The organism is Geobacillus sp. 47C-IIb (assembly GCF_014679705.1).
Taxonomy (GTDB): domain Bacteria; phylum Bacillota; class Bacilli; order Bacillales; family Anoxybacillaceae; genus Geobacillus; species Geobacillus thermodenitrificans.
The window spans coordinates 3517642-3540584 of the sequence record NZ_CP061473.1; the positions used below are offsets into that span (position 1 = coordinate 3517642).

Sequence of the window (22943 nt, forward strand, 5' to 3'; positions counted from 1 at the left end):
CATGAATAAAAGTACAATAAAAGTGAGGGGAGGTTGGAGCAATGAAACGATCCCGCAAAATGACTCTCCAAGAATTGATCAGCGAGAATAAGCGGCAATTGCTAAATGACCGGGAAGCGCTCGAAAAGATCGAGAAAAAGCTGGAAGAGCGGATGCTTAAGAAAGCAGAATAACCCATGCATAGCGGTTCTCCGGGCGGACAGACTAGATGGCGAGGAGGCGAAGATGATGAGCAATCCGAAAAGAAGCCCCAACCACTTTGCGCCGAACCATATCGGCACACAGCCTCGCGCCGCTGGTGGAAACAAAGGCAAACAAATGCAAGACCAGTCCGGCCAACACGCTCAAGTCATCCAAACGAAGGGTGAATGAACCGAAACTTGCGTGAAGGAGGAAACGTCATGCCACGTCCGAAACCGGATGACCGCAGCGACAACGTCGAAAAGTTGCAAGATATGGTGCAAAATACAATTGAAAACATCGAAAAAGCCGAGGAAACGATGCAGTTTGCTTCTCCTGAAGAGCGGGAGCGAATCCGCGAGAAAAATCGCCGCCGCGAAGAGGCGATTGCCGCCATGCGCGCGGAAATTAAAGATGAAGCAGCTGCTCGCGAACACGGTTACCAATAAACGAAGCTGCCCCAATCGGGGCGGCTTTGTTTTTTCTGCTTGCCGCTTGAGCCGCCGGACGAACCAATGGTAACATAAAAGAGGAGAACCGGCAAAAAATGGAGGGAGAACGAACATGAAAGTAGCAGAAAAACAAATTGAAGTGCGCTATGCGGAAACGGACCAAATGGGCGTCGTTTACCATGCAAACTACTTAGTTTGGATGGAAGTTGGGCGTACGGAGTTAATCAAACAACTTGGCTTCCATTATGCCGAGATGGAGAAAGAGGGCGTCATTTCGCCGGTCATCGACTTGCAAGTGTCGTACAAAAAACCGCTTCATTACGGGGAAACGGCGACCGTCCGCACATGGATCGACGCTTATGATGGTATCCGTGTCACGTATGGCTACGAAATTCTCGCCCCGGACGGGGAGGTGGCAGTGACCGGCAAGTCGCAGCACGTTTGCGTCAAGCGCGATACGTTTCGGCCGATCGTCATTCGCAAATATTTTCCCGATTGGCACGAAGCGTATGAGCGGGCGAAACGGTAAAGGAGAGCATTGCGATGGCGTTTGGCATTCGCCGACATGAACTCGCGGCGTGGAAGGAGAAAGTGAGGCGCGGAGAAATCGCTTTTTTGACCCATTATTGGTATGACGAACGGTTTCCGCATTGCACGACGGTGACGAAAGTTGGTTGCGCCGATATTGATAAGCTGGCTGCTTGGGGACGGCAATACGGGCTGAAAGAAGAGTGGATCGACCGGCGCAATGAATTTCCGCACTTTGATTTGCTCGGAGAGACGCAAGCGCGCATTTTGCGGCAAGAAGGGCGGCTTGATGAGCTGGCACGGTTTACGAAACGGGGGAGGAAGGAATCATGATCGATTTGACAGTGATGAAAGAAATGGCGAAACATACGCTAATTGACACACTTGGCATCGAAATTGTCGAACTTGGTGAAGGACGCGTCGTGGCGACGATGCCAGTCGACCAGCGCACGCACCAGCCAGCTGGAATCTTGCATGGTGGGGCCTCAGTCGCGTTGGCTGAAACGGTGGCGAGCATCGGCGCGTACGCGCTTGTGGATCCGCAAACGGAAAACGTCGTTGGTTTAGAAATTAATGCAAACCATGTTCGCGCTGTTCGCAGCGGAACGGTGACGGCAACGGGAACAGTGCTGCACCGCGGCCGAACGACGATGGTGTGGGATGTACGCATCACGGATGAACAAGGGCAGCTCGTCTGCGTCTCCCGCTGCACGATCGCCATCATTCGAAAAAGCTAGCGCTAAGGCTAGCTTTTTCACTGTTTATTGGATCAGAAATACCGGTTCATCACCTTTTTCGTCTAAATCGATCGTCAAATCGTGCCCGTCAAAATACCATTGGTCGCTGTCTTCGACAAAAAAGGTCACGCCATCAACCGTCGTCTGCGCCGCTGGCTCTCCTGCCGGCTCGTCCTTTGCTATGCCGAGTGAAAACCCTTTTTGTACGGTGCCGCATCCCCCGTAGCGGGCGAACAGGCGAATCGCATCACCGGGTTTTAGTCCGAGCTCTCGCTTGTACCAATCGAACGCTTTTTTCGTGATCGTAATGTTCATGGCTTCCCCTCCTCACTTATTTATTATAAATGAACGGATGGAGCCGGTAAAATGATTGTGTGAACATTGGCTGACAATTTTAGGATAAAACGCTTTCCACAAAGTAGCACCCTCTTGCCTTGCTTCAATCGAGTAAAATGACGGCTAGCAGCAAACAGTAAAAGCAAAGGAGGTGAGAGCGGTGAATAAAAAGCTGCCATTTGCGCCAAGTTACGAATCCGATGGGGTAATGGGAAAGAGCAAAAAGCATCCGCGCCGTTCAGAACGAGGACAAACCAACAAACAAGCGTCTGATTTTTTCAACACAACGCCATCGAGTGAATAAGGCAGCCGGAGCAGCAATGTTTGAACATTATGCCGTTTGATGAATAAAGTAGCCAGTAGGCTGCTTTTTTTCATGGCAACTACTATACAAATGAACTGGTCCGCGTTATCATTACTTGAGGAACATTTTTTTGAAAGGAGTGGCGTTTTCGTATTATGAGTAGTTCAAGTTCGAACGAACCGGAACCGGAATATAGCGGGGAACGCGGCCTGTTCCTTTTCTCGCCCGCTGCTCATCATACGAAAACGGGCTCCGGGCGGAAAGGAAGAGGCGCCGCCTTCCTCGCGTGAAAAGGAGGAAGGATGCCAAATGATGAAAATGTATTTGTCCGATGCCAACGGAAAAATGCGGGAAATTGACCGGATTGAAAACGGCTGCTGGATCAATCTCGTTGCCCCGACGGAGGATGAAATTCGCTACATCGCTCACCATTTAGACATTCCGATCGATTCGATCAAAGACGCGCTTGATGACGAAGAGCGGTCGCGCGTCGAAAAAGAGGATAATCATGTGTTGATTATCGTCGACATCCCGATTGTCGCCCATGACGAAGTTGACGGCCCGATGTACGAAACGATTCCGATCGGCATGATCATTACGAATACGTGCTTTATTACGGTCTGTTTGCAAGAAAATCCGATTTTTGAGGAATTTTCAAAAAACAAAATCAAAAACTTTTACACGTTTATGAAAACACGGTTCGCTTTGCAAATGCTTTACATGATTTCGACATATTATTTGCGTTATTTGAAGCAGATTAACCGGCGGACGAGTGAAATTGAAAAAGAGCTGCACCAGTCGATGAAAAACAAAGAGCTGTTTTCACTTCTTAGCATGGAAAAAAGCTTAGTGTATTTTATGACGTCGCTGAAAGCGAACAATATCGTCATGGAGCGGCTCATGCGTCTGAACTATTTGCGCATGTACGAAGATGATCAAGATTTGCTGCAAGATGTCATTATTGAAAACAAGCAGGCGATCGAAATGGCGGAAGTATACAGCAGCATTTTAAGCGGCATGATGGATGCATTTGCTTCCGTCATCTCGAACAACTTAAACATTGTGATGAAATTTTTGACTGCCATTACGATCGTCATTTCGCTGCCAACGATGGTGGCGAGTTTTTACGGCATGAACGTGCCGATTCCGTTCCAACACTCCCCGTACGCCTTTGCCGTCGCTATGGTGCTTGCCGGTTCGCTGTCGGCAGTAACGGCATACATCTTTTGGAAAAAACGATATTTTTAACGGTCAGGACATATTTGAGTTGGCAAGAACGTATGTTGGTCGGAAATATGAACGGCTGCCCTGTCATTGGGGCAGCCGTTTTTGTTTGCGGACCGCGACGCCGCCGGAGAGGATAAACTTCATTGCCTCTTCCGGCGAGATATCGATGACTTCGACTTGCTCTTTCGGGACGAGAAGGGTAAGCCCGGCGACTTGAAACGTCTGTGGAATATAGACGGCGACATAATCAGCAAGCGGATCGTGCCAGGCGCCGACATTGTCCATCGTAATGAAGCCAAGGCATTTCCAGCCGCTCTCCGGCATCGTGACGAGCACGACTTGCGAAAACGACCGTTTTTCTCCGACAAAAGAAGCAATCGTATCTTTAGCGACCGAATAAACGGTCTTCATCAAGGGAATGCTTTCAAGCAACCGATCGACAAGCCGAATGAGACGGCCGCTCACATATTGCGTCGATAGCCAGCCGCAAACAGTGATGAGCACCACTGTTGCGACCAAGCCAAGGCCGGGGATGTAGCGGCCATCCAAATACGGCCGGACATACTGGCCGAGCAACCCGTCCAAAACAGCGAACACTTTATAGCATACATAGACGGCTAATAAAATCGGCACGATCGTTAGCATGCCGTTTACAAAATTTTTCACAAAAAAGCGCATCTGTTCTCCTCCCGTTCCTTTACCTTCTATCAACATACCAATTTTTTTCGATTTGCACAACCATTAATAATGTCGAACATTATAGATTTATATCGCTATAAAAGTTCGGTTTTTGTCTTGACGAATAGGTGAATGTCGCGTATACTTCCGAATGGAACATATGAAATGGGGGATGGCACAATGAACAACCATTACGATGTGATTGTGGTGGGCGCTGGACCTGCCGGCATTTTTACGTGTTACGAACTGACGCTCAAACTGCCTGGAGCGAATGTGCTGCTCATTGACAAAGGGCATGATATATATAAACGCAACTGTCCGATTTTGCAGAAAAAAATTGAGAAATGCCCGCCGCCAGCCGGCAAAAAAGATTATGCCGGCTGTGTGCCCGCCTGTTCGATCACGAACGGCTTTGGCGGGGCTGGAGCGTATTCGGACGGCAAGTTCAACATCACGAGCGAATTTGGCGGCTGGATGACCGACTATTTGCCGGCCTCAACCGTGCTTGAGCTCATCCGTTATGTGGATGAAATCAACTTAAAACATGGAGCGACGACGTCGATTACCGACCCGATGACGGACAAAGTGAAAGAGATTGAGCGGCGCGCTTATGCCGCTGGGTTGAAGCTGTTGCGCGCCTATGTTCGCCATTTAGGCACAGAGCAAAACTTAGCGATTTTACAAAGCATTTTTGAATATTTGCGCGAGCGGATTACGATGCGCTTTAAAACAGAAGTAGATGATATCGTGACGGAGCGGACGGAAGACGGCCATGAAGTGAAAGGGGTCGTCCTGAAAAACGGTGAAACGTTGACGGCGGAAAAAGTCGTCATCGCTCCGGGACGCGACGGCTCAGTCTGGCTGAGCAAATTGTTGCGCAAGCGCCGCCTGCGGATGATCAACAACCAAGTCGATATCGGGGTGCGCGTCGAAACATCGAACATTGTCATGCAAGAAATTAATGAGCATTTGTATGAAGGAAAATTTATCTTCAACACGTCGGTCGGGACGCAAGTGCGTACGTTTTGCAGCAATCCGTCGGGGCACGTGGTTGTCGAAAATCATTCTGGCATTATGCTTGCCAACGGCCACGCGTACAAAGATCCGAAGCTCGGCAGCAGCAACACGAACTTTGCGCTCCTTGTCTCGCATAAATTTTCCGATCCGTTTGATAAGCCGAATGAATACGCCCATGAAATTTCCCGGTTGGCGAACGCTTTATCTAACGGCGGCATCATTGTGCAAAAATACGGGGACATTTTAAAAGGACGGCGGTCGACGGAGAAACGGATCAAAGAAGGATTTATTGAACCGACACTAAAAGAGGCGGTGCCAGGCGATTTAGGTCTTGTCTTGCCGTACAACACGATGAAAAGTTTGATCGAGATGACAGAAGCACTTAACCATGTCACTCCAGGGCTCGCGTCTGAGCATACGCTGTTTTACGGCGTTGAGGCGAAGTTTTATTCGGCGCGTCCAAAACTGAACGATCGGTTTGAAACAGAAATCGCGGGGCTGTATGTCGGTGGCGACGGCGCCGGCATTACGCGCGGCCTCGCCCAGGCAAGCGCTTGCGGCGTTTGGATCGCCCGCGACATCGTTGAAAAACTGACGCGTTAAGCAAAGGAACAAGACAGGCTGTCCCAAAACGGCGGCCTGTCTTTTTTGTGTTGAGCGAAGGTGGCCATTCACAACACCGCGGACGTTGCTGTTTTGGATGTTGAACTATAGTAAACTCAATTTATAAATAGGTTGACAATTATCCGTCTTGTCCGCTACGATAAATGTAATGATGTGGAAAGGGGAGAGGGAAAATGCCAAATTGGCTGTCATTAGCTGAACAGGTGATGGAAGGATACGAGCTGGCCGATGAAGAGGCGTTGGCGATACTCGACTGTCCGGACGACGAGCTGCTCCTTCTTTTGCAAGGGGCGTACCGAATCCGCTCGGTCTATTACGGCAATAAGGTGAAATTGAATATGATCATGAACGCCAAATCCGGCCTTTGTCCGGAAAACTGCGGCTATTGTTCGCAGTCTGCCGTGGCGACGGCGCCGGTGAAGACGTATAAAATGCTCGATAAAGAAACGCTGCTGCGCGGGGCTGAAGAAGCGTACCGTTTGCAGATAGGGACATTTTGCATTGTCGCAAGCGGCCGTGGTCCGAGCGATAAGGAAGTAGACATTGTTGTTTCCGCCGTGAAAGAAATTAAAGAACGGTTCGGTCTGAAAGTGTGCGCCTGTCTCGGGCTGTTGAAGCCGGAACAAGCAGCGAGGCTGAAAGAAGCGGGCGTGGATCGCTACAACCATAATATTAATACGTCGAAACAACACCATCCGAACATTACGACGTCTCATACATATGATGACCGGGTGCGGACGGTGGAAACGGTGAAGGAAGCCGGTCTTTCGCCGTGCTCGGGCGTTATTATCGGCATGAAAGAAACGAAGCAAGATATTGTCGATATGGCGCGCAGCTTGCGGGAGCTCGATGCCGATTCGATCCCGGTCAACTTTTTGCATGCGATTGACGGAACGCCGCTGGCCGGAACGAATGAATTAAATCCGCGTTATTGCTTGAAAGTGTTGGCGCTGTTCCGCTATATGAACCCGACAAAAGAGATACGCATCGCCGGTGGACGGGAAGTGAATTTGCGCTCGCTCCAGCCGCTCGGGCTGTATGCCGCCAACTCCATTTTCGTCGGCGATTATTTAACAACCCTCGGGCAGGAAAAGTCCGCCGATTACAAGATGCTTGAGGACCTTGGCTTTGAGATCGAGTTTTCTCCAGCGCCGCAAATCGGAGCCGTATAACGGTTGATAAGGTTGGCCTAAAAGGTTGCCCTTCCTTAAGAGGTGCAACATATTGTCTTACGGTATATGATGACGGAAAAGGGTGCCCCGGTTGTTTTTTGGGACACTCTTTTTTCATGTGCGCCGCTAGAAAGAATCATAGGTGTGGAGGCGGCATACTAGGAGTGAGATCTAGGGCAATCAATTATTGAGGCGGTTTGACCAACGGAGGGAGCTAGCCTATTTGTGCTTCTTTGTTGGCACGAAGGGATGGTTATAAAAGTCGCCTATCTTTGGCATGAAAAACGGGTTTAGCGCGTACGATGACAATACAAGCGGTGAAAAAAGGCTTCACAAACATGAAAAAGCTCATTATAATAGCAACAAAGAGAAAGGAAGAGGATGGGGAAACATGGAAAAATCGTTTTACCGCTACTTATTGCGCTTCCGCCATGGGCATGAAGAAGATCCTGTTGTGCGGTTTGCGAACGGGGCGTATGACGACCACAGCTTTCCGAAAGGATCAGCGGATTATGAAGAATTAAGCGGCTATTTGGAGTTAAACGGTGATTATTTGGAAAGCATGGTTATTTTTGATGAACTGTGGGAGCAGTTTTTGCATGAAACATAACTAGGAAGGCGTTCCTGTTTTGAATATTGGTAGCGTTTTCAATCTGCTTTTTCCGCGCTGGCAAAGGTGTCCACCCTTTCATGCATGCATATACTATACTAACCATTTGTTCAAAAGGGTGGGAGATGCCAATGAGCACGCCGAAACGCCCGAAGTTTTCCGTCGGCGATATCGTTGTCAATACATTGTACGGAACGGTCGGAACTGTGACGGATATTCAACAAATTGATGGCACGTTTTTATACGAAATTAACCATGGCCATAGTTTGTTTACCGAGCAGGCGCTCGTTTTATTATCTGAATTTACAGATGATTTGTGGATCGCTGAAGAAATTGAAATCGAGTTGCCGTTTTTTCTCGGCGAAATTGTCCGTGTTCGTGATTATGACGGCCATTTGTTCAAAGTCGTCGGGGTTCGGACGGAAATTTACCGCTACTATGGAGAAGGATGGGAAGAGACGATTTATGAATTGAAGCGGCTGACGGACGGTTGGGAAATTGAAGTCCATCTTGAAGACATTACTCCGCTAGCTGATGGGGAAGAAACGTCCGTCACGCTTGTGCAAGATATTGTCATCGCTACGCCGATGAACGCATCGCTTCTGCTGCCGTCGGCTGATAGCGAAAACCGCGAACCATCGGTCGACGAGCTGCTCGACATGTACAACGACTATAAAGCGCTGTATAAATGGTTTGGCGATGATCAATATAAACGGATGATGGAAACGGTTGTTCAACGTTTACAAGAGATCGTCAATCACCAGAATAGAAACTGACAAAGAATAAAGAGAAAATATGGAATGCCGGCGAAAATGACGAGCGCAGCCAATCCGTTTACAACTGTTTCCATCATTTTATCCAATGCAGTCAGCTTGTCCATTTCGTTCCGACCTCCGTCTTTTTGTTTTGTTAATACATATGTATGGGGAAGGCCGAAAAAGTAGTACAACATGATTTTTGACATAAAACGGAAGACGGAGACATACAACATTACAAAGGGGGCGAAATGCGGTGAAGGAAATTGAAGTGATTATTGATACAGAGGAAATTGCCGAGTTTTTTTACCAAGAGCTCATTCGCCGCGGCTTTGTGCCAACGCAAGAGGAGCTGGAAGAGCTTGCTGATATCACGTTTGACTATTTGCTAGAAAAATGCATTATTGATGAAGAAATTGATGTCGACGACGAGTAAACCTCGTCGTTTCAGACTGTTGACAAAATGGGTTTCAGACGAATGTCTGAAACCCATTTTGTTCCATAAATAGACTATGTTTTCAAAAAAAGTGGGTAGGATGGGAAGCCATGCAAAGGAAAAGAAAGGGCGGTGCTTCGCCTTCCATAGGTAATTCGCCAGTTTTTTTAAATTCATGGCAGCACAAACAAGCATCGCCTGCGCCTCATTTTTTTCCAATCCCCGGTAATGCGTCCAGCGCAGACCATGCTTCTCTTTCATATCGGCGAAATCCCGTTCAATCGTCTCTTTTCGGAGGGCATAGAGTTCCCGGTATTCCGGAACATACCGCAAATGCTCTGCTTCTTCATAGTAGTCCTGCCATACGTGGCGAGTGACTACTTTGGTGTAGCTCTTGCTTTGCGTGCACTGATGAAGATACGGACAGCTTCGGCACACCGCCGGGTCCGATTTGTATTCCCGGTACCCTTCCCGATTCGTAGTAGAGTAAGATAGAACTTGATCATTGGGGCATAGATAACAATCAAAATATTCGTCATACACAAAATCTGATTTCCGAAAGAATCCATCTTTTGTTTTCGGGCGAGTGTACGGCCAAATCGGCTTTACCCCTTGTTCGAGTAAATACTTGGCAATGGCAGGAGTTTTATATCCTGCGTCTACACACACGGCTTCCGGACATGATTGGATTTCCCGTTTCACTCGTTCGAACAGCACAAAAAACGCTTGACTGTCATGGACGTTGGCTGCCGTCACGTAGGTCTGTAGAATCCATCCGTTGCGATCACAAGCTGTATGATACGAATAGGCAAACACTCGCTCCCGTTCATTTTTCACCAACAGTCCGCGACGACGAGTAAACCTCGTCGTTTTTATGATTTCTAAGGCGGGGTTAGACGCCCGCTGACTTGGCCGCCGCGATGGCGGCTGCTTTCATCATGGCCAAATGCCGTTTGTAACGATCGGTCATTTCACCTGACGCTGGAAGCGGAAGCGTCTCAAGCGCCCCCACGATCGTGTCATCGGTGAACCAGTCGCGCTGATCGCTAAAAGAGTGCGTAAGATCCGGCCACGCGGCCTCAAGACGAGGGCTGTAAAGGCGGCGGCCATCGTATGTTGCAGTGAACGATTGCGGCCAAAAGTCGGCGCGTGAACCGCTATGGGGAACACGGCGGGCAAAGCGATAAGCGCGGCGAAACAGGCGCGCATTAAACAGCAGTAAACTGTACAGCGTTTTGCCAATGTGGATGCGGTGATGAACATCAGCAAAATCGCGCACGGTCGTGCCAACTAAAGCACCGCGCCGGCCGCGCCCTAGAGGGATGAGCACATCATTGAACCCGAGCCATTGCTCAGCAATAAACGGCCAGCTGGACAGCACACGGGTGCGGAAAAACGGGTGCTCGATGACGCGAAGCTGGATGTACTGCTGTTCGTTAATGATTAAGGCGACAGTCAGCAGTGCCGCGTCGCCCGTTTCCCAAAAATGTTCCCAAAACGCTTTCATAAACCGGGAGACAGACAAAGATGGCAGCAAATGAAACAGCGGCGTTCCTTGACGCTTGCTTTCCTCATACAACAAGAGCTGCGGATAAGCGTCGTGAAAAATCAATGCATTGGCTCGCTCCAAAAACAAAAAGAGCGGCGCAGCCGTTTCTTTTGGCAATAAAAACGGGAGAAGGCCGCCGCGCAAGTCGGTCATGTTCCAGCCACCGTTACGCGAGACGAGATGAGCCAAAAACGCCCAATGTATTTCCGAGTGGCGCTCGAAAAACGCCAAATAGGCCGCCGTACGTGTGACGTTATTGCGGTTATGTTCCGCTGTTTTCCGCCGGATGGCTGCAACGATCGCTGTCTCCTCGGCGCTAAGTTGCCTAGGCGGCGAGGGCGAAAGGCGGGCGGTCATCCGGCGAAGCAAGTCAGCATCAGCAAGGCGAACCGGATGGCGGTATAAAAACGAACGATAAGCGTATTGGAGCGGGCGGCGCAACAAGGCGAGCGGGCGGTTGGGCATCTAGTGTTCCTCCCTTGTATAGATCGCAGATTTTGTCAAAAAAACCATGGCCGTTTCGACAAAAGGTGTGCCGTTTTGCCGAAGGAATCGACAAATGCAATCACTAATATTATAGGATAAAGACGACTGATTTATCGTGGGAAGGAAGAGGAAAACCATGGTTCGTTTATGGAGGAAAAAGATGTGGATGGCAAAACGTGCATATGAAGCGACTATTTTTCAAACGCCGCGCTTCGGGGAACCGAAATACCGACAAGTATGCCGGCTTACGGTGACAGCTTCAGATCATCACGAGGCGCTGTCAATCTTGTACCGAATGTTTAACGTTGTCGATTTGATGCCAAAAAACTGCCAGGCCCGATTTATGGGGACGGGTGATATTGTGCTCATCGATGAAGGACGCAAAGGGCAGACGTATTACCGTCTCTGCTCGGGTGGGTGGAAACCGGTGGAACGCCAGCGTGTTATTTTGACGGAATATTCAAAAATATAATCACACACGGATGGCTGATGGTGGTATAATAAAAGAAAAAATGTCGAATAACAGCTAGCGTTTTAGGGAACGGATAAGAAAGGAAAGGAGGCGGATTCGGTGGAAAATCAAAACCAGCGCCGCGACAACCGGATGGTGGCGCCGGGAATTGATGATGACGAGGAACTGAACGAAAAAGCAACGAAAGAAGAAATCGAACGCGGGGACTACACGAGAGTTGTCACGCTTGCTTGGGACGAAGTTGAGCCGTCGGAACCACGATAGAAACCCTTGTGTGGCACAAGGGTTTCTGCGATTTGTCACGATTCGGGGTTGTCGTGATGACCTGGACCGTTTTTCCGACCGCCGGCCGCGGAATATTCTTTGGCGTGCGCTTCGTCTTCGGCGATCAACGCTTCTTTTGGAATATGGTTATTCTTTTTCTGCCCGTTAATGCGGTTGCGGTGTTTTTTACCCACTGTTTTCCCTCCTTGAACCGTTGTCGTCGTTAGTGTATGCGGTCAAGGGGAGGTTCATTGGAGGAAAATGTTTGCAAACAGCTTCAGAACAGGCAGACCGGAATGAAGAGAGTAGAGGGAAGGGGACGAAACGATGGCCGCACTTGCGTTGTCACTGCTCTTATGTATTGTCTTGATCGCCGTGTCGCTTTGGGTGAAAGGGCAGATTGAACGGTTTTTGTTCCGCTGGAGAAACATTCCTCTTCTCCACGCCGCTAATATCGTAGCCATTGCCGCCATCGTCGCTGCTATATATTATCGATTGGGCGGCATTGACGTTTACTTGCGCAACTTGACGGAAATCAGCGGATTTTGGTATGTGTTCATCGGAGCCATGCAGCTGATTTTGCCGCTGTATTTGTTTGCTTGCTGGCTGCTCGCTAGGCAGCGTGAGCGTGAGAAAAAATATACACGCAGCAAAGATAAAAAGGTGCTGTATATCAATGAAAAGTATTTGGCGCGTCGCCACCGCGACCATTATCGGTCCAAAACGTCATAAAGGGAGAGCGGTTCTCCCTTAAAATTTTGTCTTCTCTTTTTTTGACGTCGACGGTTGGTTGTAGGCTTTTGACGACGGATTTGTTTTATTCGCATACTCCACCGCCTGCTCCAGTTTCTTTTTCACCGTCTTTCCTCCTTTCCTGACAAGTGAGCACGAATAGTATGCCCGATTGCCCCCTCAGCTACTCGAGATAAGACTGCCATTTTCCGCAAACATATGATATGATAAACAACGTCTAGCTTGATCATGATAGAAGGAGGAATTGCATTGAGCGTTCATATCGGAGCAAAGCCAGGGGAGATTGCCGAACATATTTTGCTGCCGGGCGACCCGCTGCGTGCCAAATATATTGCTGAAACGTTTTTGGAAGGGGCGGTATGCTACAACGAAGTGCGCGGCATGCTCGGTTTTACCGGAACGTATAAAGGGCATCGCATTTCCGTACAAGGAACCGGGATGGGAGTTCCATCGATTTCAATCTATGTTAATGAATTGATTCAAAGCTATGGGGTCAAGACGCTCATCCGCGTCGGCACGTGTGGGGCGATTCAGCCGGATGTGCGCGTGCGCGACGTGATTTTGGCGATGAGCGCATCAACGGATTCGAACATGAACCGGCTCATTTTCCGCGGCCGCGATTATGCGCCGACAGCTGATTTCCACTTGCTGCGGACGGCATACGACGTTGGCATGGAAAAAGGGCTGGCACTTAAAGTCGGCAACGTCTTTACTGCGGATATGTTTTACAACGATGAGCCGAATTGGGAAACGTGGGCGCGTTACGGCGTGTTGGCCGTTGAGATGGAAACAGCGGCGCTCTATACGCTGGCGGCGAAATTCGACTGCCGGGCGTTGTCTGTGCTGACCGTGAGCGATCATATTATCACTGGGGAAGAAACGACAGCCGAGGAACGGCAAACGACGTTTAACGACATGATTGAAGTGGCGCTCGAAGCGGCGATTCGCAACGATGCGTAACAGTTGTGCCGAGACCGTCTAGCGCGCTTCAAGAAACAGAAAAGGGGAAGACGAATGAACCAACGATGGAAAATAGCAATGTTGGCGTGCCTGCTGCTCGCTGGCTGCCAAACAGGGGAAAGTGGTGACCGCAGCTCGGTCGGCTCGTCTGAACAGCCCCCGGAAAGCGCGGTGCAGCCAGGCAGCCATGAACCGGGTGAAACAGACCAACACCCGGTTGACCCAGTTGACCCCGACTTGCAGCTTGAGGCGAAATATTGGAACGTCATTAAGGTGGAAAACGGGAAAAAAGTGATTATGAACCCGGATAACATTTTAGTGCTCGTTAATAAAGAACAGTCGCTTCCGCCTAGCTACAAGCCGGCCGATTTAGTTGTGCCGAACGTGCGGTTCTCGTTTGATGACCCGAAGGCAGAGAAGCGGCATATGCGGGCTGAGGCGGCTGCGGCGCTTGAAGAGCTGTTTGCTGCCGCCCGCCGCGACGGCATTGAACTTGTGGCCGTCTCCGCCTACCGGTCGTATGAGCGGCAGCAAGTGGTTTTTGCGGAAGAAGTGCGGCAAAAAGGGGAAGCAGAAGCCGTCCAAGCGGTCGCCTATCCGGGGCAGAGCGAGCATCAAACCGGGCTTGCGATCGACATTAGCAGCCGCTCGGCCGGCTATCAGCTGACGGAAGCGTTCGGAGCGACAAAAGAAGGACAATGGGTCGCCGCCCATGCGCACGAGTACGGGTTTATTATCCGCTATCCGAAAGGAAAGGAAGCGGTGACCGGCTATAAGTATGAGCCATGGCATATCCGTTATGTCGGGCGGAAGGCGGCCGTGGTGATGAAGAAGCGTGACTGGACGCTTGAAGAATATTTTCAAGCAGTAAAAAAAGTGTAAACAGAACTAGGCGCCTCCTTTCGTGTGATGACACATGAAAGGAGGCGTTGTTCATTGACTGGAAAGGGGGCATCATTGTTTAGAACAGTGATGAATGTCTTGTAAGCTATGTTTCGCACCAAAACACGCAATAACCGAGCCGGTCGCCGAATTGTGCAGTCAGCTGCTGATGCATCTGCCACATCTTTGCCATTTCCGGCGTCGATGGAAAGGCGACAATAAACGGTGCTCCTTGGCTCGGCGCTTCCGTAGCGGCTGTGTAGGAAAAATGGCGGCAACGGAATCCGTTTTGTTCAAGCGCCTCTTTCCACCCAGCCGGCGTCATCAGCCGCCGGAATCCATAAAAAGCGGCAATTTGCTGCTGCTCGGTTGCGGTTAACTTCTCATGACATGCTTCAATGCCGACGAACGTTCCACCTTTTTTGAGCACTCGGCGAATTTCAGCGAGCGCTTCTGGCAGTGAAACGAAGGCAAGCACTGACTCAGAAAGCACGAGATCGAATGTTTCGGCAGGAAACGGCAGCGCTTCGACCGAAGCGCGGTACAGGCGAACCGGGACGGCCATAGCGGCAAAGCGCTGTTTTGCTTTGGCGATCATTGTTGGATGGAGATCGATCGCCGTCACATCGGCACCGTACTGTTCGGCGATATACGCCGCTGTCTGTCCCGTTCCACAGCCGACGTCAAGCACCGAAGTTGAATGATCAATATAGAGTTTACGTAATATATTTTTTGTTAACATAAAACCTCCCGGGTGGGCGCCATCGATCCCCATTTCGGCCAACCAGTCCAAATACGAAGTCATGTTTTTCTCTCCTTTTTGCTTGAATTGGTTTATCATACGCAAAAGAGCTCGGTTTTGTCTTTAGGCAAAAAAGTTTGCTTGTCTCTATACTCATGAAGGGAGGCAATTTTCTTGCTATAGACCCAACCGATACCAAGCTGGTACACTGATACGTGCAAGAACGAAACAGCTAGGTTGGTGAAAAACGTGGAGTGGAAACAACGGGCTGAGGCCGGCGCGCTGCTAAGCATCGGTGTCTATCTTCTGCTGGCGGCCTGCAAACTTTTGGCTGGATCTTTAGCCGGGTCGGACGGAGTGAAGGCGGACGGCTGGAACAATTTGAGCGATGTGATCGCTTCAGTGGCTGTCTATATTGGCATGAAAATTGCCCAAAAACCACGCGATCGCAATCATCCGTACGGACATTCGCGGGCGGAGAACATTTCATCGCTTTTGGCCGCTTTTTTGATGATGTCGATCGGTATTGATGTTGTCATCAGCGGAGCTGGTGCGCTGCTTCATGGCGGAAAGGCGGACGCCCCTGATTGGCCGGCAGCGGCGGTTGCCCTTGCTTCGGCAGCGGTCATGTTCCTTATTTACACGGTCAATACCCGGTTGGCGCGGCGGACGAATAGTACAGCGCTCGCCGCTGTGGCGAAAGACAATTTATCGGATGCCCTTGTCAGCGTTGGAGCGGCAATCGGCATCATCGGGGCGCAGCTTGAGTGGCTCTGGCTTGATCCGCTGGCGGCTCTCATCATCGGCGCGATCATTTGTAAAACAGCATGGGAAGTTTTTATGGAAACAGCGCACACGTTGACCGACGGTTTTGATGAAAAGCGGCTTGCCGTTTACCGGGAAGAAATTGCTGCGGTGGAGGGTGTGCGTGATGTCGCTGACATTAAGGCGCGCACATTAGGTAATGATATTGTGCTTGAAGTGACGATCCGCGTTGATTCGCGTTTAACAGTGGCGAAAGGTCACGAAATCGCTGACGAAGTCGAACGTCTGATGAAAAAACGGCATAACATTCGTTCAACGCATGTCCATGTCGAACCAGAAGCGCGTGTGGATCGGCAAGGTTAAGGCGGCTCGCTTGTTCGTGTTTTACGGCGGACGTTTTCGACATAGTCAACGGCTCCTGATAGGGGGAAAGTCGTTGTTTGCACCATATCGGTCGAATGCTGTCGTGCTCAAGACAAGGTTTGTTTTTAACGGCGGGCGGGGAGTCGTTTTTGGCAAGCAATAGAACGAACACTGTACAGAAAGGGCGTCAGCCTATGGCGATTAACCATTCCCCTCGTCCGTTGCCGGAAGGAACGTTCAAACGCCATGCACCGACGGGCGGCCAATCGTGTTGGTTTCATTTTATCGCTGCTGTCAAGTCCGATTTGGAGCGACTTCTCTCGTCATTGTCGATCCACCCGCTCGCCGAAAAACGGCTGATCGATGGAACAGGCATTCCAACCGTCGATGAGTATGAAGGATACATCTTTCTTTCGTTGTTTATCATCGACCCGTCCGGTCGGATGGCAAACGTCCGCCTGCTCGCCGCGGAGCGGCATATCATCGCTACATGGATGAGTCTCACTCGTTCATCGGCCCTGTGAAAGAACGGCTGTTGGACCATTGCGATCAGGTGCTTTACCCTGGTTATGTGTTATTACCACTTTTTAAACTTGGCTGCTGCCTGCTTTTTTGCAGGTGATTGACCAAATGGCTGACCGCATCCAAGGGCTCGAACGGCAAGTATTCGAGACTCTGTTCGCGAATGAAATCGGGCGCGATATTTATCGGATGAAAACGTATCTTCATGAGCTGCGGCAAGTCGCCGAAGCACAGGAAAAACGATTCGCCATGTTGAGCTTCCGTATATGAACGCAGAAACGAATCCGTATATCGACGAGGTGGCGTCCCGGTTTGCCTGCGTTCCGGCGGCGCTTGATGCATTTAAGGAATCGTTGTCCGCCATCTTCGATTTGCAGCTGTCGCTTAAATCCGACCATATGAACGTCATTATGAAGACGGTAACATTAGTGAGCGTCATGTTTTTACCGATGACGTTTATTGCCGATGTCTATGGCATGAATTTTACATTCATGCCGGAGTTGAAATGGCGATACGGTTATCCGTTCGCTCTGTTGCTTATGGCTGCTGTCGCCGCACTCATCGTCCTCTATTTCAAACGAAACGGCTGGTGGGGGGAGATAGAAAGAAAAATAGGCGTTTTTCCACAAATATGGGCATTTGCCCGGCCGTTTGGGCAGGTGGGCGCATATGATGGCTCCGTGAATCCATAAGGGGAGGTGCCCGCCATGAGCGGTTTCGTCAGCAACGGTTATACACTTGTTATCGTCTTATTCATTTTATTAATTATTGTCGGTTGTGTTTGTGTCGGTTGGTAAGCGCCAGCCTAGAAAAACATAAAAACGGAAACAGGCAAAACAGTGCAGCCAAGCAAGGCTGCAAAAGGAAGCGGGGACGAGCGCCGTCTCCGTTTTTCGTTTGCTCGTCGGACGGCGCGTCCTGTTTTTTGATAGATAAAATGAGGCGGCAGCGGTATAATGGAACGGAAATGATCAAGGAAAAGGGGAACGTGACATGGGGTATTTTCGGGAAGAAAAGCAAGGTATCACATATACCGCCGTCTCGTATTTGTTATGGGGTGTGCTGCCGCTCTATTGGAAACTGCTTGAGGCGCGCCCAGCGCTTGAAATTTTAGCCCATCGCATCATTTGGTCGTTTGTCTTTATGGTGATTCTTTTGGCGGCGACTGGCCAGCTCACTGTCTGGAGACAAGAGCTTAAGGCGATGCGCCGCCGGCCGGCGTTGGCGTGGGGGATTGCCGCCGCCGCCCTGCTCATTAGTGCCAACTGGTTTATTTACATATGGGCGGTGACCAACCACCATATTGTCGAGGCCAGCCTCGGCTATTACATCAATCCGCTTGTCAGCGTGGCGCTTGGGACGATCGTATTGCGTGAACGGCTCAGCGTTGGACAATGGTTTGCTGTTTTTCTTGCTGCGGCCGGCGTGACCGTGATGGCAGCGGAATACGGCTCATTTCCATGGGTTGCTCTATCACTCGCTTTGTCATTCGGACTTTACGGCTTAGTGAAAAAGTTAGCGAGTGTTGACTCATCCGTCGGGCTGACGTTGGAAACGATGGTTGTGATGCCGCTTTCGGCCGTTTACTTATTATGGTTATACAATGAAACACCGGCGCTCGTCGAGGCAGCGGCATGGTGGCAATGGGTGCTCCTCGCCGGGGCCGGACCGGCTACGGCTGTGCCGCTTTTGTATTTTGCCAAAGGGGCAAAGCGCGTGTCGATGACAATGCTCGGCTTTTTGCAATACATTGCGCCGACAATCAGCCTTCTCCTTGGCGTCTTTTTGTTTGACGAACCGTTCACGAAAGCCCATTTGTACGCATTCAGCTGCATTTGGGCGGCGCTGATCTTGTTTTCTGTCGTACAAATTCGGCAGGCGTCGGGGCGAAAAAAATGGAAGCGAGATTCGCTGCAAGCGTAACGGCGGTCCGGGTGACGGGCCGTCTTTCTTTTTGCCTTCCGCGCGGCAAATACCCATTTTTGCTGAAACATCTAACCAATTTCTCGCTTCGTGAATAGTCTACTAGTACAAAAATGAAGGAGGTGCTGGCAAATGGGTGCAACTTACGGCGGCGGGTTTGCGTTGATCGTCGTTCTGTTCATTTTGTTAATCATTGTCGGATGTGCATGTATCGGTGGTTGGGTGTATTAATGCCCCCTACCTGCTAGCAAGGAGGTGACGAATATGCCATACGGCTTTTGCGGCTGGGGCGGCTGGGGCGGCTATGGCTTCGGTTATCCGGGCTATGGCGGCTACGGCTACGGCTTCGTGTTGATCGTCGTCTTGTTTATTTTGCTCATTATCGTCGGGGCAACTTGGTGCTAAGTGGATGATGGCACGGGGGAGGCAGCCAAGAAACGGTTGTTTCCCCCGCCATTTTTTCAAAAGAGACAGGAGGGAGGAAAGAGAGAAAGTGCGGTTCAAGGCGATATGTTAGCTGGAGAGGAAACCGGGTTGGCAATGGAAAAAGATAGAACAGACGAAAGGCCCGCTCGCCGCTCAGCTGTTAAGAGCGCTTCCAGCGGCAGAAGAGGATCACTTGCTTGTCGGAAAAGAAGGAGGGGATACAGCGGCTGCAACGATCGTTATTATCGATTGGCGCATCGATGACCATCCGCAACCAATCGAGGAGTTGGTTCGTCTGCCTCAATGGCGCCAGCTATATTTTAAGATGCCGCGGGTGGAGAAAGCGGCAATGATGGAAGGGATGATCAAGGACGAGGTTGGCACCGTGCTGTTCCGTCTTGGCTGTTTGCGAGAAGAGGAGCCGGGGGATGGCGAGGAGCTGACTGCGTATGTACATACGGAAAGCTTTGAAGAGCGCGAGGTGGGAAAAGACAAGGATCGGCTTTGACGCGCTGGCGTATAGGAAACAGCAGCCATCGGCAAAAGTGGCGGACTAAACGGAAACCGGTTATCAACCGGAACGGTTCACCGGTGAATCGTTTTGACGTCGTCGTAAAGAGGACGCCCGTCTATGGGCATCCTCTTTTTGCTGATATAGATGCTGCCCGGACGTCCCTCACGAGATGTGCGGCGTGCGTTGATTTCCGTGGCGGCGCCAGATGGCCCGCAGGCGAAAACTGAGGAAGAGCGCCCCGGCAGCCAACCCGGCGATGAGGCCGATCCAATAGCCGAACGCTCCGGCAGGGGTCAGCAGGGCGAGCGCACAGCCGACGGGAAGCCCGATGCCCCAATAGGCAAGAAGGGCAGCCCAAAATACGGCGTTGACATCTTTATAGCCGCGCAGCGCTCCTTGAATGGGGGCAGCGATAGCATCGGAAAATTGGAAGAAGATTGCATATAACAAAAATTTTCCGGTCAACGCTGCCACAGCGGGATCGCTCGTGTACAGTCGGGCGACATGGCCGCGGAAGGCGTAAAGAAACAGAGCGGCAGCCGCGGCGACAGCCAAGGTGATGGCAATGCCAATCAAGCAAAACTTTTTCGCATCTTCATACCGTTTAGCCCCCGCTTCGAAACCGACTGCGATCGTCAGCGCCATTGACAAACTGAGCGGGATCATATACAACAGTGAAGCGAAATTAAGGGCGCTCTGATGGGCGGCAACCGTTTCGGCGCCAAATCGCCCGACAAGCAGCGTTACAGCAGCAAAAATACTCGTCTCAAAAAAGATAGCCGACCCGATCGGCACCCCTGTTTTAAGCAGCTCTTTCCATGAGGCCCATGAAGGGCAGTAAACACGTACGAGCGCACGATACATAGCAAAACGGCGGAGTTTAATGGCAGCCAAGGCAGCGACAAAACAGTACGTATACGTGATTGCTGTCGCATAGCCGGTGCCGATGCCGCCAAGACGTGGGAATCCGCCGTGTCCGTAAATGAACAGCCAGTTGAACAGCATGTTAATAGGCAAAGCGGTGAGCGTAATCCACATTGTCACTTTCGTCTGCCCGAGCGCATCGATCGAGTAGCGAAGCACTGAATAAAGGAACAGCGGGATAATTCCAAACGACAATGCGAGCAAATAGTGAGAGGCAATGTACCGGACATCCTCTTCGAGTTGCATCTGTTTCAAAATAAACGGCACGGCAACCGAGCCGGCCAGGACGATGGCGAGTGCAATCGCGACGGACAAATAAAGCGCTTGGACGACGGTGCGAGCGATATCTTCATGACGTCCGGCGCCGAAATGCTGGGAGACGATGGGGGACAGAGCGAGCAAAATGCCACCAACCCCGGTAAACACCGGCACCCATAGGCTCGAACCAATCGCCACGCCGGCCAGATCTTCGGCGCTCGCGTGGCCGGACATAGCGACATCGGTAAAGTTCATCATATATTGGCCGGCTTGCGAAACAAAAATCGGTAAAAACAAAGTGAACAAACGCTTCCACTTTCCGCTGGCTGAAGCGGTCATTGCCATCATGGCTCCTCCTTTGTCTAAAAACAGCACATTGTGCTAAATCATCAATCTTTCCGTCTCCCCCGAGCTAGGGGGAGCGATCCCCCTGGAGAAGCCGCTTATGACGAAAAATAAGGCGGCTGGCTACGAAGCGGAAATTCCATAAGAAAACAAGTGCCACATGCGTCACTTTGCACTTTTATCGTTCCTCGATGCAGTTCGACAATTTTTTTCGACAGCGAAAGACCAAGACCTGTTCCCGTTTCTTTCGTCGAGAAAAATGGCTCAAAAATATGGTCGATGACCGGTGACGGAATGCCGGGCCCGTCGTCGCAGAAGCGAAGCTGGACGATATGGTTTACTTTCCGGCTGCTGACTTTCACATTCATTGTCTTTGCGACTTTCGCTTCGATGGAGTTGCGGAATAAGTTTAAAAACACTTGCAGCAATTGGCTGCGGTCACCGCTCATTTCATAATCGTCAAGCTGTTCATCAAGATCAAAATGGATGTTGACATTATGAAGCAGCGCCTCACTTTGCAGCAGAACACCGACGTCATCACGCAAAAAGCGGTGCAAGTTGAACGTCTCCATTTTCACGTCCCGTGGTTTGGCGATATTTAGAAAGTCGGTAATGATGTCATTCGCCCGGTCGAGTTCGGGGATGAGCAGCCGCTCAACGAGCGATGTAATGCGATCTGGCAAATCGTTTTTCAGCAACTGCAAATAGCCGCGTACTGTCGTCAGCGGATTGCGGATTTCATGAGCGATGCCGGCGGCAATGCGACCTGCGGCAGCCAATTTTTCCGTCTCTTTCATCATGTTGAGCGATTGGAATATGCTAATGACCCGTTTGACCGATCCGTCATCATTATAAATAAAGCGGGTGTTGACGATGCCGTAAAAGCGGTCGAGCACTTCGCGATTGTAAAGAGGCTCGCGCTTTTCCAACGATTCTAGTGTTGCGATTAGCTCATCGGGAAGTTTCAGCAGCTCGCGAATATGTTTGCCGATGATGGCATCGCGGTCGACGCCGGTATCCATGGCCGCTTGTAAATTGCAAAGCGTAATGATTCCATGATCGTCGACGAAGACGATATGGTGCGGAACAAGGTCAAGCAGCGGTGTTAAAAACGCTTCGACTTTTTCAAACGGCACATCACGATATAAGTCAATGTCCCACTGCCATTCTGTTTCCTTTCCAGGGGCGATCCGAGCCGGCGAAAGGCGCGGTTGGACATCACCGCGCCTTTTTTCGATGGTGATTCCGGTTTCGTAATCGGTAAACATGAATGGGAACGGGAGTTTTTCGATGAGCCGCTCATAAGCGCGCAGCTTTCGTTCAAGCTCTTCAGTTTGCTGTTGTACCAATCGATCGTTCATCCTTCCAAACTCCTTAACTACACATCTCATTTCCTATTTTACAAAAGTGAATCGCCTTTGGCTATGACGAACGTCCCTATGTCGGGCACTAAGACGGCCGATGACGGTTGGCACCGTTGCTAGGTGTTTCAGCGCAGGCCATCAAGCGCCTTAATAGAAAAATAGCTTGCGTCTTGTCCCTTTGTTGCCAAATAGGGGGGCTCCAAACACATCAAGCACTGACAAGTCGACGATTGTGCCAGCGTCAGACATCTGGCTGCCTTTTAGGTAAAACGTCGTTTCGGCCAATGTAACGACAGATGGATCACTGTCTTGCCGTCGTCGCCCTTGCTGCAACGTCCGGCGCTGCACAATGTGATTTTTTGGTCACAACCGTTT

Annotated in this window: 37 protein-coding genes; 27 read left to right on the forward strand and 10 right to left on the reverse strand. The window is 50.5% G+C overall.

Going from position 1 to position 22943, the window contains the following annotated elements:
* Positions 1–41: 41 nt before the first annotated feature.
* The 6 genes from IC804_RS17640 (at position 42) to IC804_RS17665 (ending at position 1897) form a co-directional block, all read left to right on the forward strand.
* Positions 42–173: an FbpB family small basic protein gene (locus IC804_RS17640; RefSeq protein WP_008879302.1), complete on the forward strand. Its 132-nt coding sequence runs from the start codon at positions 42–44 to the stop codon at positions 171–173.
* 55 nt (positions 174–228) lie between these two features.
* Positions 229–372: an acid-soluble spore protein N gene (locus IC804_RS17645; protein ID WP_011887312.1), complete on the forward strand. Its 144-nt coding sequence runs from the start codon at positions 229–231 to the stop codon at positions 370–372.
* Positions 373–401: 29 nt separating this feature from the next.
* Positions 402–629: a small acid-soluble spore protein Tlp gene (gene tlp / locus IC804_RS17650; RefSeq protein WP_008879300.1), complete on the forward strand. Its 228-nt coding sequence runs from the start codon at positions 402–404 to the stop codon at positions 627–629.
* 115 nt (positions 630–744) lie between these two features.
* Complete coding sequence (locus IC804_RS17655) at positions 745–1161, forward strand: acyl-CoA thioesterase (RefSeq protein ID WP_008879299.1); 417 nt, start codon at positions 745–747, stop codon at positions 1159–1161.
* A 14-nt stretch (positions 1162–1175) separates the two neighbouring features.
* The gene (locus IC804_RS17660) at positions 1176–1493 is read left to right on the forward strand and encodes a hypothetical protein (protein ID WP_008879298.1); all 318 of its coding nucleotides are present in this window, start codon (positions 1176–1178) and stop codon (positions 1491–1493) included.
* Positions 1490–1897, forward strand: coding sequence for a hotdog fold thioesterase (locus IC804_RS17665; RefSeq protein WP_008879297.1), 408 nt, complete (start codon positions 1490–1492; stop codon positions 1895–1897). Before IC804_RS17660 ends, IC804_RS17665 begins: the two co-directional genes overlap by 4 nt.
* 24 nt (positions 1898–1921) lie before the next feature.
* Here IC804_RS17665 and IC804_RS17670 read toward each other — a convergent pair whose 3' ends face one another.
* On the reverse strand, positions 1922–2212 hold the full coding sequence (locus IC804_RS17670) for a HesB/YadR/YfhF family protein (RefSeq protein ID WP_008879296.1): 291 nt from the start codon (positions 2210–2212) through the stop codon (positions 1922–1924).
* Between the two features lie 181 nt (positions 2213–2393).
* Here IC804_RS17670 and IC804_RS17675 point away from each other — a divergent pair, with 181 nt between their 5' ends.
* Together IC804_RS17675 and IC804_RS17680 are read left to right on the forward strand one after the other, a co-directional pair.
* The gene (locus tag IC804_RS17675; protein WP_165478175.1) at positions 2394–2537 is read left to right on the forward strand and encodes a hypothetical protein; all 144 of its coding nucleotides are present in this window, start codon (positions 2394–2396) and stop codon (positions 2535–2537) included.
* Positions 2538–2846: 309 nt separating this feature from the next.
* Positions 2847–3785: a magnesium transporter CorA family protein gene (locus IC804_RS17680; protein WP_008879295.1), complete on the forward strand. Its 939-nt coding sequence runs from the start codon at positions 2847–2849 to the stop codon at positions 3783–3785.
* Positions 3786–3848: 63 nt separating this feature from the next.
* Here IC804_RS17680 and IC804_RS17685 read toward each other — a convergent pair whose 3' ends face one another.
* On the reverse strand, positions 3849–4442 hold the full coding sequence (locus IC804_RS17685) for a DUF502 domain-containing protein (RefSeq protein ID WP_081157529.1): 594 nt from the start codon (positions 4440–4442) through the stop codon (positions 3849–3851).
* 180 nt (positions 4443–4622) lie between these two features.
* Between IC804_RS17685 and IC804_RS17690 the strand changes: the two genes are divergently transcribed.
* From IC804_RS17690 to IC804_RS17705, 4 genes are all read left to right on the forward strand, one after another.
* Positions 4623–6062, forward strand: a complete 1440-nt coding sequence (locus IC804_RS17690; protein ID WP_029760850.1) for an NAD(P)/FAD-dependent oxidoreductase — start codon at positions 4623–4625, stop codon at positions 6060–6062.
* Between the two features lie 194 nt (positions 6063–6256).
* Entirely contained in the window at positions 6257–7255 is a 999-nt protein-coding gene (gene bioB / locus IC804_RS17695; protein ID WP_029760849.1) for a biotin synthase BioB, read from the forward strand.
* Positions 7256–7646: 391 nt separating this feature from the next.
* On the forward strand, positions 7647–7865 hold the full coding sequence (locus IC804_RS17700) for a YozE family protein (RefSeq protein WP_029760847.1): 219 nt from the start codon (positions 7647–7649) through the stop codon (positions 7863–7865).
* Positions 7866–7996: 131 nt separating this feature from the next.
* Positions 7997–8641, forward strand: a complete 645-nt coding sequence (locus IC804_RS17705) for a hypothetical protein (RefSeq protein WP_029760846.1) — start codon at positions 7997–7999, stop codon at positions 8639–8641.
* Here IC804_RS17705 and IC804_RS17710 read toward each other — a convergent pair.
* On the reverse strand, positions 8623–8829 hold the full coding sequence (locus IC804_RS17710) for a hypothetical protein (protein WP_190300703.1): 207 nt from the start codon (positions 8827–8829) through the stop codon (positions 8623–8625). The genes IC804_RS17705 and IC804_RS17710 overlap by 19 nt on opposite strands.
* Before the next feature lie 47 nt (positions 8830–8876).
* Here IC804_RS17710 and IC804_RS17715 point away from each other — a divergent pair, with 47 nt between their 5' ends.
* Positions 8877–9056, forward strand: coding sequence for a YozD family protein (locus IC804_RS17715; protein ID WP_008879287.1), 180 nt, complete (start codon positions 8877–8879; stop codon positions 9054–9056).
* Here IC804_RS17715 and IC804_RS17720 read toward each other — a convergent pair.
* Both IC804_RS17720 and IC804_RS17725 read right to left on the reverse strand, forming a co-directional pair.
* Positions 9009–9893: a transposase gene (locus IC804_RS17720; protein WP_370543779.1), complete on the reverse strand. Its 885-nt coding sequence runs from the start codon at positions 9891–9893 to the stop codon at positions 9009–9011. The two genes, IC804_RS17715 and IC804_RS17720, sit on opposite strands and share 48 nt — an antisense overlap.
* Before the next feature lie 55 nt (positions 9894–9948).
* A complete protein-coding gene (locus IC804_RS17725) occupies positions 9949–11070 on the reverse strand; it encodes a DUF2515 domain-containing protein (RefSeq protein WP_008879286.1) in 1122 nt (373 codons plus the stop codon).
* 157 nt (positions 11071–11227) lie between these two features.
* On the opposite strand from IC804_RS17725, the gene IC804_RS17730 reads away from it, so the two are divergent.
* Positions 11228–11563: a hypothetical protein gene (locus IC804_RS17730; protein WP_011887321.1), complete on the forward strand. Its 336-nt coding sequence runs from the start codon at positions 11228–11230 to the stop codon at positions 11561–11563.
* Between the two features lie 99 nt (positions 11564–11662).
* Positions 11663–11827 (forward strand): hypothetical protein, encoded by a 165-nt coding sequence (locus IC804_RS17735; protein WP_008879284.1) that lies wholly within the window; start codon positions 11663–11665, stop codon positions 11825–11827.
* 35 nt (positions 11828–11862) lie between these two features.
* Here IC804_RS17735 and IC804_RS17740 read toward each other — a convergent pair whose 3' ends face one another.
* Positions 11863–12021 (reverse strand): hypothetical protein, encoded by a 159-nt coding sequence (locus IC804_RS17740; RefSeq protein WP_008879283.1) that lies wholly within the window; start codon positions 12019–12021, stop codon positions 11863–11865.
* A gap of 133 nt (positions 12022–12154) precedes the next feature.
* Between IC804_RS17740 and IC804_RS17745 the strand changes: the two genes are divergently transcribed.
* The 3 genes from IC804_RS17745 to IC804_RS17755 all read left to right on the forward strand — a co-directional run bounded on the left by IC804_RS17745 (position 12155) and on the right by IC804_RS17755 (position 14422).
* The gene (locus IC804_RS17745; protein WP_008879282.1) at positions 12155–12559 is read left to right on the forward strand and encodes a hypothetical protein; all 405 of its coding nucleotides are present in this window, start codon (positions 12155–12157) and stop codon (positions 12557–12559) included.
* Positions 12560–12829: 270 nt separating this feature from the next.
* Positions 12830–13540: a purine-nucleoside phosphorylase gene (gene deoD, locus IC804_RS17750; RefSeq protein ID WP_029760844.1), complete on the forward strand. Its 711-nt coding sequence runs from the start codon at positions 12830–12832 to the stop codon at positions 13538–13540.
* Positions 13541–13594: 54 nt separating this feature from the next.
* Positions 13595–14422: a M15 family metallopeptidase gene (locus IC804_RS17755; protein ID WP_011887322.1), complete on the forward strand. Its 828-nt coding sequence runs from the start codon at positions 13595–13597 to the stop codon at positions 14420–14422.
* A 106-nt stretch (positions 14423–14528) separates the two neighbouring features.
* Here the strand turns inward: IC804_RS17755 and IC804_RS17760 are convergent, their stop codons facing one another.
* Positions 14529–15227, reverse strand: coding sequence for a class I SAM-dependent methyltransferase (locus IC804_RS17760; RefSeq protein WP_081157113.1), 699 nt, complete (start codon positions 15225–15227; stop codon positions 14529–14531).
* Positions 15228–15401: 174 nt separating this feature from the next.
* Between IC804_RS17760 and IC804_RS17765 the strand changes: the two genes are divergently transcribed.
* The 9 genes from IC804_RS17765 (at position 15402) to IC804_RS17805 (ending at position 19671) form a co-directional block, all read left to right on the forward strand.
* Positions 15402–16292: a cation diffusion facilitator family transporter gene (locus tag IC804_RS17765; RefSeq protein ID WP_011887323.1), complete on the forward strand. Its 891-nt coding sequence runs from the start codon at positions 15402–15404 to the stop codon at positions 16290–16292.
* A 194-nt stretch (positions 16293–16486) separates the two neighbouring features.
* Positions 16487–16816 (forward strand): CorA family divalent cation transporter, encoded by a 330-nt coding sequence (locus tag IC804_RS17770; RefSeq protein WP_223812847.1) that lies wholly within the window; start codon positions 16487–16489, stop codon positions 16814–16816.
* An 88-nt stretch (positions 16817–16904) separates the two neighbouring features.
* Positions 16905–17084 carry a hypothetical protein gene (locus IC804_RS17775; protein ID WP_011887324.1) on the forward strand — a complete coding sequence of 60 codons (180 nt, stop codon included), beginning with the start codon at positions 16905–16907 and terminating at the stop codon, positions 17082–17084.
* Positions 17081–17506 carry a CorA family divalent cation transporter gene (locus tag IC804_RS17780; protein WP_008879274.1) on the forward strand — a complete coding sequence of 142 codons (426 nt, stop codon included), beginning with the start codon at positions 17081–17083 and terminating at the stop codon, positions 17504–17506. The genes IC804_RS17775 and IC804_RS17780 overlap by 4 nt, the downstream gene beginning before the upstream one ends.
* A 15-nt stretch (positions 17507–17521) precedes the next feature.
* Positions 17522–17611: a YjcZ family sporulation protein gene (locus tag IC804_RS17785; protein WP_078172624.1), complete on the forward strand. Its 90-nt coding sequence runs from the start codon at positions 17522–17524 to the stop codon at positions 17609–17611.
* Positions 17612–17807: 196 nt separating this feature from the next.
* Complete coding sequence (rarD, locus tag IC804_RS17790) at positions 17808–18737, forward strand: EamA family transporter RarD (RefSeq protein ID WP_008879273.1); 930 nt, start codon at positions 17808–17810, stop codon at positions 18735–18737.
* A gap of 132 nt (positions 18738–18869) precedes the next feature.
* The gene (locus IC804_RS17795; protein ID WP_008879272.1) at positions 18870–18968 is read left to right on the forward strand and encodes a YjcZ family sporulation protein; all 99 of its coding nucleotides are present in this window, start codon (positions 18870–18872) and stop codon (positions 18966–18968) included.
* Between the two features lie 33 nt (positions 18969–19001).
* Positions 19002–19142, forward strand: a complete 141-nt coding sequence (locus tag IC804_RS17800) for a YjcZ family sporulation protein (protein ID WP_008879271.1) — start codon at positions 19002–19004, stop codon at positions 19140–19142.
* Positions 19143–19356: 214 nt separating this feature from the next.
* Entirely contained in the window at positions 19357–19671 is a 315-nt protein-coding gene (locus tag IC804_RS17805) for a hypothetical protein (RefSeq protein ID WP_008879270.1), read from the forward strand.
* A gap of 168 nt (positions 19672–19839) precedes the next feature.
* On the opposite strand, the gene IC804_RS17810 is transcribed toward IC804_RS17805, so the two are convergent.
* The 3 genes from IC804_RS17810 to IC804_RS17820 all read right to left on the reverse strand — a co-directional run bounded on the left by IC804_RS17810 (position 19840) and on the right by IC804_RS17820 (position 22916).
* A complete protein-coding gene (locus IC804_RS17810) occupies positions 19840–21204 on the reverse strand; it encodes an MATE family efflux transporter (protein WP_081157114.1) in 1365 nt (454 codons plus the stop codon).
* Positions 21205–21302: 98 nt separating this feature from the next.
* Positions 21303–22565: a two-component system sensor histidine kinase NtrB gene (locus IC804_RS17815; protein ID WP_029760838.1), complete on the reverse strand. Its 1263-nt coding sequence runs from the start codon at positions 22563–22565 to the stop codon at positions 21303–21305.
* 150 nt (positions 22566–22715) lie between these two features.
* Complete coding sequence (locus IC804_RS17820; RefSeq protein ID WP_081157115.1) at positions 22716–22916, reverse strand: hypothetical protein; 201 nt, start codon at positions 22914–22916, stop codon at positions 22716–22718.
* Positions 22917–22943: the final 27 nt, after the last annotated feature.